The following is an 11,932-nucleotide window of genomic DNA, read 5'->3' on the forward strand; positions in this document are numbered from 1 at the left end:
AGACCTCCGGTGACTGGATGCGAGTGTGGTAACCCACATCCTGCCGGAGGTCTTCATCTCATCTCGACCGTTCGCAACGTCCCAAGGAACTACAGTTAGGCGCCTCCTAGGGGATTGCTAGGCCTCCTGACGGCGACGCACAAGCGCCACGCCGGAGCCGATGAGGCCCGAGGCCAACAGCGCGAGCATGATGATCTCGCCACCGGTGACGGGCATCGTCGGGTTGCCCGGCTTCTTCGGGTTAACCGGCAGCGGCTTCGCATCGTGCGAAGGCTTCTCGGTCGGCTCCTCAGTCGGGGCCTCCGTAGGCTCTTCAGTCGGGGCCTCCGTAGGCTCCTCGGTCGGGGCCTCCGTCAGTTCTTCCGTGGGCTCTTCCGTCGGTTCGGTCACGCGCCACAGATCCTCCAGCAGGAAGTTCGCGAGCGCGGTGTTGTCGAGGAAGTCACCACGCACCGGGTCCTTGCCGGTCGCCTGAGCGGCGAGCGTCGCAGCGCCAGCGCCCTTGAAGAACACGGGCACGAGCATGTTCGTGTGATCGCCGGAGTGCCAGCTGAGCTTCGGGACCTCGCCCTGGTTGCCGGAGATCGCATCGAAGGCCGGATCGGAGTTCGGGCCGACGAGGTAGCCGGTCTCGTGGTCCGCGGTAACGATCACGAGGGTCTCGTCCCACGAAGAGTTGGTCTCGACCCATTTGGAGACGGTCTCAACCGACTTGAAGAAATCGACCGTTTCTTCGATGTTGCGGACCTCGTCGTTGGCGTGGCCGGTCCAGTCGATGGCGCCGCCTTCGACCATGAGGAAGAAGCCGTCCTTGTTGTTGTCCAGGACGTTCAGCGCGCCAGCGGTCAGCGTCGGAAGGTTCGGCACGTCGTTATTCGGCACGTCGAACGGAACCTTGGACTCGTCCGCGCGGGACTGCTGCAGCGTCGAGGCGACCTGGGGGCTACGATGGCGACGTGCACCACGAGATGGGGAACGACGACGCTCCCACCACCCAATTCCTGCTCCGGCTCGCGCGCCTGCTGCTCGGCGGCGGACTGTCCGCGCGCGAGACCGAAGCAGAGGTCATTGCGACCGGCCGCGCACTCGGCTATCCCGAGACCCAGGTCGGTGCATTTTCGACCGGCGTCTTCGTCAGTCTCAGCCCGGATATGCCGCCGCAGTTCTCGGCCGCGAAGTCCTACATTCGTTTCGACCAGCTCTCCGACTTCCTCACGATCACCGCCGAACTGCGCGCCGGCACCCTCGACTTCGATACGGCCCGCGCCCGGCTCACGACCGCAGCCGAACGTAAACCTGCCTGGCCGTACTTCGTGGCGAACCTGGGGTCGATCCCCGTCGGCGTCGGACTCATCTTGCTGCTCTGTCCCGCCTGGCCGAACATCATCGTCGGCCTGATCGCGTCCCTCGTCATCGCGGGCCTTTCCACGCTCGCCGGCCGCATCAAAGCCGTCGCCGAGATCCTGCCCGTCCTCGCCGCGTTCACGGTCTCCTACCCAATTCTGCTCGCCGCCGATACCGGCTGGCTCGACTACCCCTTCCGCACGATCGTGGCCGTCCTCGCGATCCTGTTCCCCGGCTCAGTCGTCGTCACCGGGATCGCCGACGTCGTCGCGGGGCACTCGTCGGCCGGAACCGCGCGGCTCTCGTCGGCCCTCATGCAGTTCCTGCTGTTCTTCGCCGGCATCTGGCTCGCCGTCGTCGCCGCCCATTGGTCCCTGCGCGACCTGCTCGACATCGCCGCCCCCGCGGCCCCGTTCGGTATCAAGCTCCTCGGCATCTTCCTCGCCACGCTCGGCCTCATGCTGTTTTGCTACTGCCCGTTTACGCACGCGATCTCCATCATCGCGCTATCGACCGCGGCCGGCGCCATCCAGGTCTACCTCGGCACCGAATTCTCGCCCGCGCTCGGCGGCCTCGTCGCCGCCATCCTGTCATCCGTCGGCGCGCAGCTCCTCGCGCACGCCCCCAAGGGCCCGCCCTGGCACGTCACGTACCTGCCGGCGTTCATGATCGTCGCGCCCGGCTCGTTCGCGTTCCTCACCGCGAGCCAACTCAGCGGCTACTCGGCATCCCCGCTCGTGACGGCGCTGAGCGCACTCGTCGGCGTCGCCATCGGCACGCTGCTGGGAGGCGCCGTCAAGGAACTCGAATTCTCCAAGACGCTCGCGCGCGGCGTGCGTCGCCGCCGCGCCTGAGCGAAAACCTGTCTCGCTTAGTCTTCGATGCGGCGCGCCGGGCCACCGGGGCGCGTAATGATCGACGACGCGCGCTCGGCGGGAATGGGAAATGCCCGACGGTATTCAGCAAGCCACGCCTCGGTGAACTCCGGCGCATCCGGCGTCTTCACCATCGCCCACACGGAACCGCCGAACCCGGCACCAAACGCGCTTGCGGCGATCGCGCCAAGCGAGCGCGCCGACCGCTGCAGATGAACCGTCTCCGGCACCTGATTGTCCAAGCCCTCCTCGGCCCAGCGCTGCGAGGAATCGACGATCCGCCCGAACTCGCTGATCCGTCCGGCAGACAGCGCCGCCGCGGCCTTCGGTACGAACTCCTCGGACTCCGACATGAACTGCTCGAGGCGGCCGCGCAGATAGGTATCCGACGTCGTCAGTGAGCGCAGCTGGTCGCGCGAATCGCCGCCCGCCGTCGCAGCATCGGCCAGATACACGTCCTTGCGTCCCGTCGCCTTATTCCATTTCTCGACGATCTGCGTCGTCGACAGGGCGGCCCGGTTGTACAGCTCCATCGCCGACCCAGTCTTTTCCGCCAGCACCCCGCTGACCGCGATGACAAACGAGTAGTCGTCCGGGAACGGCACCGTCGCCTCGTGCACCGCCGGACAGAACCGGTATTGGACGAGCGAATTCTCCGCCGCGCACAGCATCGCCGTGTGGTCCTCCGACCCACCGAACGTGCCGACCCCGCGGTGGCCCGCAAGCTCCCCAAAACTCATGCCGTTTTCGACGCACGCAAGGTACATCGCGAGGTCCTCCGGCCGATGAATATGCGCCTGATAAGCGGGATGCTCCTCGATCCCGCCGAGGTCGAACAGCACGCGCGATAGGCCGACGATCATCGCCGACGACGAGCTCATGCCCGACGCGAGCGGCAGCGTCGCATCGACCGTGACATGCGCGCCCGGCACCCAGTCGCCGAAATTCGCGACCAGCCGCGAAACGACCGCCGCCGGATACCCGGCCCAGTGCCCGCGCGGCACGTCCTGCTCGGTCGACAGCGGCAGCGTGACCGTATCGTCGACGCTGCGCGACGTGATCCGCACGATCGGATCCGACAGCCGCCGCGCATGGAACGTAATACCGACGTCGGAGGTAGCGATGAGCGAGCGCCCGCCCGCATAATCGGTGTGCTTGCCGAGCACCTCGATGCGTCCCGGAACGAACCACGCGGTCGCCTCGCGCCCGCGCGCGTGCGCCCGCGCGTCGGACGGGTGCAGCGGGATCCCGCTCGAATCGCTCATAGGGACACCTCGATCCCTGCCAGTCGCTTACGCACCGCGGCGATGTCATCGCGCCGCGACATGTCCAGGCAGCCGACCGCGACGGGCACGACGGTGAAGACCTCGCCCGCGGCCATCGCATCCGCAACCGCCGACGCCAACTCGAGCTCGCCGCGCACCGACGGTGCGACGTTGCGGCACGCGGGGAAGATCGCGGGCGTAAAGACCCATGCGTTCATCGAAATCGGCGCGCCATCGCCGAATGCCGCGAGCGTTTGCGCATCGGGCTTTTCGATAATGCGCCGCAGTGAGCCGTCTTCGGCGACGTCGAGGATCGCAAACGCCGCGATTCGTTCCGCCGGAATATTCGACTGCTCGACGAGCGCCGCCCGATCAAACCCGAGCAGCGCTGAGCCGGGCGCATCGAGCACCGTATCGAGCGCCGCCGGATAGTAATTGTCCGAGTTCAACACGAGCACGCGGTCCTTGCCCGCGAACTCTTCCGCCGCCGCGACCGCGTCGGCCGTGCCACGCGGCTCGGCCTGAATCGCGTAGCTGACCGACACCCGCGTCGGCCGCACCCGCTCAAAATGCTCCCGGATCATGTCGTGCTCCGGCCCGATAACCAGGCACACCTCGCGGATTCCGGCGTCGGCGAGGACGGAGACGACGTAGTCCAGGAAGGGCCGACCGACGTCGATCATCCCCTTGACGCCAGCGTCAGCGGCTTTCGCGGCGCCAGCATCGAGCTCTGCGGTCGCGGACTGTTCGCGCATCCGGGTGCCGAGCCCCCGCGCAAGAATGACGGCCTTAGTCGGTCGAGAGTGCATAGCCAAATCGTAACGAAGTTGCTCAAGCTGCGCGTACGCGCCAGTGCCGTAGCAGCGGGACATGCACCCTGTTGATCTGTCCCTCATCCGCCAGTCGGGCGCCCCCACGATCGCGCCCGACGGTTCCCGTATCGTCGTCGCGATCACGCGACCGGACTTCGCGACGGACTCCAACGTGTCCCTGCTGCGCGAATTCGCATGCCACGGACAGACCAGCGGCGAGATCACGCCCGGCGCCGGCCGCTGCCGGCCCGATATCGAACCCGCCGCGGAACCTCCCCGCATCCTGCCCGGCTACCGCGGTCGCTATAACGGGCGCGGCTATATTTTCGACCGCCCCCATCACCTCTTCCACGTCCCGGTCGCGGCGGTCCACGAGGATCCGGACTTCGAGCCGGTGGGGCGCGCGGCCGCGCTGGCCGACGGGGACGACGTCGAGCGCTTCGAGGTGGCCCTGCCACGCCCGACGCGCCTAACCTCGGGCGACGTCGGCTTCCCGCTGACTGACGTCACGAGCTCCGGCCGGCACGTCCTCGCGATCGCGGGCCTGCACGAGGACCACGACACGAACCTGCGCACGGATCTGTTCGCGATCCACGTCAAGACCAAGGGCGAGGATTCGGATGCGCCCATCGCGGTGACGACGTCCGATGGGGCCGACGTCCTCCTCGGCGTCTCGGGCGCGTGCCCGCCGCAGGACGCCCCGAAGCGCACGCGCCTGCCCGACTTCGCGCGCGGCCTGCGCTCGACGACGATCCTGCCCGCCGCAGAACGCATCTACCCCTCCAAGGACGACTACCCGGTCCACGGCCGCGCCATCCGCCAGGCGCTCGGCACCCTCGATGCCGACGACGTCCTCGCCTTCCTCGACGGCGTCCTAGCCGAGTTCGATCAGCTCGACGCAGAACGACTCGGCATCATGGGCGGCTCCTATGGCGGCTACCTCACGGCCTGGATCATCGCGCACGACCACCGCTTCCGCGGCGCCATCGTCGAGCGCGCCTACCTCGACCCGGCGGCGTTCGTCGGCCCGTCGGACATCGGCTGGTTCTTCTCCGACGAATAAGTCGGCAGCGACCCGGAACGTGTCGCGGCGCAGTCGCCCATGACCTTCGTCGACGACGTTGATACGCCATGCCTCGTGCTGCATTCCGAGCAGGACCTGCGCTGCCCGATCGAGCAGGCGTTGCGCTACTACACGGCGCTGAAGGCGAACGGGGTCGACGCGAAGTGCGTCGTGTTCCCGGGCGAGAACCACGAACTGTCCCGCTCGGGGCGGCCGTGGCACCGGCTGGATCGCTTCGAGGAGATCCTCGGCTTCTGGGCAAAGCACCTCCCGCAGCACACGTAGGCGGCCCCGATCCGCTTTCACACAGCGCGCGCCTGGGCCACACTGGAGGTATGGAGAAGAAGCATGCGCTCATCCGTCGGCCCTCGCCTCGCCTGGCCGACGGTCTTGTCACCCATATCGAACGCGAGCCCGTCGACGTGAAGCTTGCCGAGCGCCAGTGGGACGACTACGTCGCCGCCCTGCATGGTGCCGGCTGGCAGACCCACGAGGTCGATCGCGCCGATGACTGCCCTGACGCGGTGTTTATCGAGGACACCATGGTCGTCTACGGCGATACGGCCGTGATTGCGCGCCCGGGAGCCGATGAACGCAAGCCGGAGACGCTGGCCGCGGAGGCCGCAGTGCGCGAGCTCGGCTACCGCATCGCGCACATCGAAGCGCCCGGCACCCTCGATGGCGGCGACGTCTTGAAGTTCGGCGGCACCGTGTGGGTGGGCCGCGGCGGTCGCACCAACGACGAGGGCATCGCCCAGCTCGCGGAGCATCTCGAGCCGCTCGGCGCCCGCGTCGTCACCGTGCCGCTGACCAAGGTGCTGCACCTGAAATCGGCGGTCACCGCCTTGCCCGACGGCACCGTCGTCGGATATGAGCCGCTCGTTGACGACCCGAGCGTGTGGGAAAAGTTTTTGCCGGTCCCCGAAGAATCCGGCTCCCACGTCGTGATCCTCGACGAGAACACCGTCCTCATGGCGGCCGACGCCCCGAAGTCCGCACAGCTCTTCCGCGAGCGCGGGCTGGACGTCATCGAGGTCGATATCTCCGAGTACGAAAAACTCGAGGGCTGCGTGACGTGCCTGTCGGTGCGCCTGCGCGGCATGCCGGACTGACGCGCCGCTCGGTCGACAGTGCGGCCTGCAGCTACGCCTCGGTGAGCTCCCCGCCCCCGGCGCCGTCGGTGATGAATTCATCGCGCCGGCCCCACGTGCTCGAGCCCGGCGGCAGCTGGCTGCCGGGCAGTGCGAGCGTGAGGTCCCGAACCGTGGCCTGCAGCGACTCGAGATCCGGCTCATCGGACTCGGGTGTTGCCGCTCGCCGGGCCGCGGCCAGGATCTGATTGGCCACATCCTCGGCCCCGAATAGCGGCGGCGCATTCTGCTCTTGCGCCTGCAACGCCCAAATGAGCCGCCGAATCTCGACGAGGTGGCGCGCGTGGTCCTGCTCCTCGACGCTTGCGCCCGCGAGGACTTGCGACGCTCGCAGATAGCCGTAATCCATCGAGATCCGGATGAGTCCCGGCGCGACCGTCATTGCGTCGTGGACCTCGGTTTGCGGATCGATGACGATCGCCCCGCCCGCGCGCGCCCGCGCGAGCTCCTGACGTGCGAGCTCCTCGTTCATGAGCGTCGCGCTCGAGCGCACGATCGTCGAAACGATATTCGAGTCGGCGAACGATTCCGCCTCTTGCACGCCCGCGGGGGCCGAACAGATCGCATACGTCTCGTCGACGGGCAGGTGGTCGAGCATGATGTCTGCGGGCAGGCTCATCCGCACGCCGCCGTCGACGTAATGCTCCCCGTCGGCGAGCCGCACCGGCGGGAAGACGGCCGGAATCGCACACGACGCCGCGATCGCGTCGACGAGATCGACCTCGATGCCGAGCGGCCGATCGTCCCGATCGCGCAGTTGGCCATACGCGTCGACATAGCGCAGGGCACCGGTCTCCAGCGAGACGAGCGCAAAACGCGCGGGCACGCCCGAGCGTGCGAGCCGGGCGGGATCGAACGCCTCGGCGAGGATGCGATCGACCAGGGGACCGGGCGTGAAGATCGACGAACTCGTCAGCGCCCCGCGCGCGATCGAATCGAATCCCGAGCCGGGTCCCGCCACCGACCACAGGTCGGAGATCGCCGTGAACGCCTGCGGCAACTGCGGGAGTGAGACCGTCGTCGGCTCGCTGGTCTCGCCGCGCCGAAACGGCCAGGTGAACGACGGAATCTCGATCGTGCGTGGCGTGCGCGACGCGGCATCGGAGCGCATGATGCGCTGCCAGACGGGCGCCTGATGCTGGAGCAGCTCGAACCACGTGCGCTCGGTGAACATATCCGAGGGCCCCGTCATCTCGCGCCAGAGTCGGCTCAGATCGGCGACGGCTTGTTGCTGGCCGGCCGCATCGCGGTATTGGGCGACGACGCCACCGAGGATCGCGCCCGCGCTCGTCCCGGCGATCGCGTCGAAGTGCATGCCCTCGACCGCGATGAGCCGGTGCAAGGCGCCCAATTGGAACGACGCGCGCGCACCCCCGCCGGCGAGGACGAGCCCCCGACGTTTTTCGGGCGGCGGCGCCCCGGTGAGCAGCCGACGAGCCGAGGAGCGCAGCGTGTCAAAAACGGACATGGTCTCAGTGTAGGGACGCGTCAACCCGAGCGCGCCCCTCACGCACACAGCTCCGCCCCGCAGCCCAGAAAAGGTTCTGCGGGGCGGAGTGGGGCAGCGGCGCCTCAGCGGCGACGGGCACCTCAGCGGCGACGGGCTCCCTAGCGGTTAACCGAGCGCGACTTGCGCTCTTCGTCGCTCAGCGAGCCACCGTCGGCGGCCAATCGCTTGGCCTCCTCGAACTCGGCCTCAATCTCCGCGTTCTCGGTGTACGTCGCATTCGAGACGAAGTACGCGACCAGCCCCGCGAGCAGGAAGCCCGGCAGGATTTCGTACAGGTCGAAGATGCCGCCCTTGAGGTACTTGCCCCATACGACGACGGTGACGGCACCGACGATCATGCCGGCGAGCGCACCCTGGTAGGTGAGCTTGCGCCAGAACAGTGACAGCAGGATGATCGGCCCGAACGCCGCGCCGAAGCCGGCCCAGGCGAACCCGACGAGCTCGAGGATCGAGGAGCCCGGATCCCATGCGAGCAGCGCCGCGATGACGGCGGTTGCGAGCACGGCTATGCGGCCGTAGAGCACCATGCGCTTTTCGGTGAGCTGACGCGAGGATTTCGAGAACACCTTGTAGATGTCCTCCACCAGCGCCGACGAGGTGACGAGCAGCTGCGAGGAGATCGTCGACATGATCGCCGCGAGCACGGCGGCGAGCAGGAAGCCGGAAATCATCGGGTGGAACAGCACACGAGAGAGCGCGATGAAGACCGTTTCCGGATCGGCGAGTTCCTCACCCCGGCCGGCGTAGAAGCCGAGGCCTACGATCGCGACGAACGCGGTCCCCACCACGGAGATGATCATCCAGCCGATGCCGATGCGGCGTCCGGCCTTGGCGTCGGCCGCCGTGCGCAGGGCCATGAAGCGCACGATGATGTGCGGCTGACCGAAGTAGCCCAGGCCCCACGCGAGGTTGGAGACGACCGCGATGACCGTCGTGCCCGTCAGCATCGACCATACGAGGGGGTTAACCTCGGCGGCCTTATTGAATAGGTCGCCCGCGCCGCCGTCGAACTCCATGACGGCGACGACCGGGATCATGACGAGCGCCGTCACCATCATGAGGGCCTGCACGAGGTCCGTCCAGGAGACGGCGAGGAAGCCGCCGATGAGGGTGTAGAGGACGACGATGCCGGCGACGAGGACCATGCCGAGGTGGTAGTCCATCCCGAAGGAGGAGTCGAAGAATTTACCGCCCGCGACCATGCCGGAGGAGACGTAGAAGGTGAAGAAGACGAAGATGATGAGGCCGGAGACGATGCGCAGCAGGCGCGACTTGTCACGCAGGCGGTTATCGAGGAACGACGGCACCGTAATCGAGTTGCGTGAGACCTCCGTGTAGGTGCGCAGGCGCGGCGCGACGAACATCCAGTTGAGGTATGCGCCGATCGTCAGGCCGATCGCGATCCAGAATTCGACCAGGCCCTTCGCGTACAGGGCGCCGGGCAGGCCCATGAGGAGCCAGCCGGACATATCGGAGGCGCCGGCGGACAGGGCTGCCACGGCCGGGGGCAGCTTGCGCCCCGCAAGCATGTAGTCGTCGAGGTCATCGGTGCGCTGATACGCCCAAAGCCCGATGATGATCATCCCGACGAAATAGATAATCAAGGCAATGGCTTGCGCTGTCGTTTCTGACATGGAACCGCCTTCGTGTCGGTTAGGAGTGCGGACGTGTCCCCGGGCAGGGGAATACCGGGGTTGTGGACCGAGCCTACCGACTTTTCCGCCGATCGTGGCAGATGTTGCCATACCGCAACAATCGCGTTAGACCGGAAGCATGCCGACGCGCCCCACGCTCTCGATTCTTGACCTCGCTCCCGTGTCTGCCGGCATGTCTCGGCACGACGCGCTCGCCGCCTCCACGCGCCTTGCGGTGCGGGCCGACGAGTTGGGCTACCACCGCTATTGGATGGCAGAACATCACTCCTCGGAGACGTTCATGTCGTCGGCGACGTCGCTCCTGCTCGGCCACCTCGCCGAGCACACGTCGCGCATCCGGCTCGGCTCGGGCGGCGTGATGCTGCCGAACCACGCCCCGCTCATGGTCGCGGAATATTACGGGACGCTCGCCACGCTCTACGGGGATCGCTTCGACCTCGGGCTCGGCCGCGCGCCTGGCACCGGCCCGGCAACCGCCCGAGCGCTGCGTCGCGGCGGGGCCGAACTACGAGAATTTACCGCCGACGTCGCCGAACTAGCCCAGTATTTGGGGCATGTGGCAAGCGACGACGAGGACACCGCCGCCGCGCAGGCCCGCTTCGTGAACCCGGAACTCGCGGCCCTCGACCGCGTGCGCGCCCTGCCCGGCGAGGGCACCCGCGTGCCGCTGTGGATGCTCGGCAGTTCGACGGGCGGCGCGCAGGTGGCGGCCGTCCTTGGCCTGCCGTTCTCCTTCGCCTCGCATTTCGCGCCCGCGCAGATGAGCGAGGCGCTCGCGATCTACCGCGCGCATTTCGCCTCCGACGCACCGACCGCGCAGGTCGAGGCGCCGCGCGTCATGGCCGGCGTCAACGTGCTCGTCGCCCCGAGCGATGAGGAGGCAAAGTACCTGTACTCGACGGCGATCCAGTTGCAGGCCGCGATCCGCACCGGCACGGCGGGCCCGCTGCAGCCGCCGACGGATGACCTCGATGCGGTCCTCGACCCCCGCCTGAGCGCACTGCTGATCTCGACGCGCTCGATCTCGGCGGTTGGCTCACCGGCCACCGTCGTTGAGTACCTAGAGAAGTTTGCCGCCGAATTCGAGGTGGACGAACTCATCACGGCGACGTACACGTTCGACCCGGCAATGCGCATCCGCTCCTACGAACTACTCGCCGAGGCATGGCAGAACTAGCGGGTGACGGCCGCGCCAGGCGCGAGCGGCAACGGCACCGCGCCTCGTCAGGCAGCCGCCCGAACGCCTCGCACCGGGCGAGCGCGCCCGCCCACGAGCGGCGACTGTACCGCGCCTCGCCGTCCGACCTGAGCGGCGATCCGGTCGAGCTCGCACCCAGGCTGCTCGGGGGCATCTTCCGGGTCGACGACGTGGCCGTGCGCCTCACCGAGGTCGAGGCCTACTGCGGCCTGGCCGACCCGGGTTCGCACGCCTACCAGCGCCTGACGCCGCGCACGCAGATCATGGCGGGCCGACCGGGCCATATCTACGTCTACTTTTCCTACGGGATGCACCACGCGGTGAACGTCGTCGCGCACGACGACGGCGAGGTCGGAGCAATCTTGCTGCGGGCTGGCGAGATCGTCGACGGAATCGAGATGGCCCGCGCCCGCCGCATCGAGCTTCGCCTCGCCCGCACATCCCGGTCGACCCGCACGTCCGACTCGCAATACTCGCCAAGCATCCCCGACACGCATCTCACACGCGGGCCGGGCAACCTCGCGGCCGCGCTTGGCCTGACGCGCACCGACGATGGGGCACCGCTCAACCACGACGACCACGCCGGCTTGCTGGCGCCAGACTCGCTCGACTCCGACACACGCCCGCGCAGATACGAACTCTGGCTGCCGACGCATCCCGCGTCGCCCGATGCCTACGTCTCGACCGGCCGCACCGGCGTCTCCGGCGAAGGCGGCGACCCGGGACGCTATCCCTGGCGGTTCGCGCTTACGGGCGAGCCGACGGTCTCGCCCTACCGCCCGGCCGCGCCCAAAACTCGTCCGCGGTCATAGCGAACTGCCGGTAGTACGTCGGCGCGCCGCAATACGTTGCGTCCTCGCCCCGGCCCGTCTCGCGCATGCCGAGCCGCTGCAAAATCCGCACCGAGGCAGGATTGGCATCGAGCGCCTCGGCCCACATCCGCTCCAGCGCGAGCTCATTAAAACGGCCCTTCGGACTTGAGCGTGGGTTAGGTGCGTAGGCCTCCGCCGATCAGCAGCATTCTGAGGCGGTAGTTGGTGGGGTTGCGGAACCCTCTGG

Annotated in this window: 9 protein-coding genes and 1 pseudogene; 5 read left to right on the top strand and 5 right to left on the bottom strand. The window is 67.8% G+C overall.

The features are described from left to right. Positions 1-117: 117 nt before the first annotated feature. Positions 118-882, bottom strand: coding sequence for an alkaline phosphatase (locus BSZ39_RS13265; RefSeq protein ID WP_073717315.1), 765 nt, complete (start codon positions 880-882; stop codon positions 118-120). 74 nt (positions 883-956) lie between these two features. Here BSZ39_RS13265 and BSZ39_RS10660 point away from each other — a divergent pair, with 74 nt between their 5' ends. Continuing rightward, on the top strand, positions 957-2,198 hold the full coding sequence (locus tag BSZ39_RS10660) for a threonine/serine exporter family protein (protein WP_073717316.1): 1,242 nt from the start codon (positions 957-959) through the stop codon (positions 2,196-2,198). Between the two features lie 17 nt (positions 2,199-2,215). Here the strand turns inward: BSZ39_RS10660 and BSZ39_RS10665 are convergent, their stop codons facing one another. Together BSZ39_RS10665 and BSZ39_RS10670 are read right to left on the bottom strand one after the other, a co-directional pair. Continuing rightward, positions 2,216-3,484 carry a galactokinase family protein gene (locus BSZ39_RS10665; protein WP_083603269.1) on the bottom strand — a complete coding sequence of 423 codons (1,269 nt, stop codon included), beginning with the start codon at positions 3,482-3,484 and terminating at the stop codon, positions 2,216-2,218. After that, the gene (locus BSZ39_RS10670) at positions 3,481-4,293 is read right to left on the bottom strand and encodes a sugar phosphate nucleotidyltransferase (protein ID WP_073717317.1); all 813 of its coding nucleotides are present in this window, start codon (positions 4,291-4,293) and stop codon (positions 3,481-3,483) included. Before BSZ39_RS10670 ends, BSZ39_RS10665 begins: the two co-directional genes overlap by 4 nt. A gap of 61 nt (positions 4,294-4,354) precedes the next feature. On the opposite strand from BSZ39_RS10670, the pseudogene BSZ39_RS10675 reads away from it, so the two are divergent. Then, positions 4,355-5,644 (top strand): annotated as a pseudogene (locus BSZ39_RS10675) (alpha/beta hydrolase family protein). Positions 5,645-5,694: 50 nt separating this feature from the next. Then, positions 5,695-6,471, top strand: a complete 777-nt coding sequence (ddaH, locus tag BSZ39_RS10685) for a dimethylargininase (protein ID WP_073717320.1) — start codon at positions 5,695-5,697, stop codon at positions 6,469-6,471. A gap of 31 nt (positions 6,472-6,502) precedes the next feature. Here the strand turns inward: ddaH and BSZ39_RS10690 are convergent, their stop codons facing one another. Together BSZ39_RS10690 and putP are read right to left on the bottom strand one after the other, a co-directional pair. Next, positions 6,503-7,978, bottom strand: a complete 1,476-nt coding sequence (locus BSZ39_RS10690) for a patatin-like phospholipase family protein (RefSeq protein WP_073717321.1) — start codon at positions 7,976-7,978, stop codon at positions 6,503-6,505. A gap of 140 nt (positions 7,979-8,118) precedes the next feature. Next, positions 8,119-9,654 carry a sodium/proline symporter PutP gene (gene putP / locus BSZ39_RS10695; RefSeq protein ID WP_073717322.1) on the bottom strand — a complete coding sequence of 512 codons (1,536 nt, stop codon included), beginning with the start codon at positions 9,652-9,654 and terminating at the stop codon, positions 8,119-8,121. 139 nt (positions 9,655-9,793) lie between these two features. Here putP and BSZ39_RS10700 point away from each other — a divergent pair, with 139 nt between their 5' ends. Together BSZ39_RS10700 and BSZ39_RS10705 are read left to right on the top strand one after the other, a co-directional pair. Then, entirely contained in the window at positions 9,794-10,852 is a 1,059-nt protein-coding gene (locus BSZ39_RS10700) for an LLM class flavin-dependent oxidoreductase (RefSeq protein WP_073717323.1), read from the top strand. Beyond that, positions 10,840-11,685, top strand: a complete 846-nt coding sequence (locus BSZ39_RS10705; RefSeq protein ID WP_083603271.1) for a DNA-3-methyladenine glycosylase — start codon at positions 10,840-10,842, stop codon at positions 11,683-11,685. Before BSZ39_RS10700 ends, BSZ39_RS10705 begins: the two co-directional genes overlap by 13 nt. Positions 11,686-11,932 lie beyond the last annotated feature (247 nt).

The organism is Bowdeniella nasicola, assembly GCF_001907295.1.
GTDB classification, from domain to species: domain Bacteria; phylum Actinomycetota; class Actinomycetes; order Actinomycetales; family Actinomycetaceae; genus Bowdeniella; species Bowdeniella nasicola.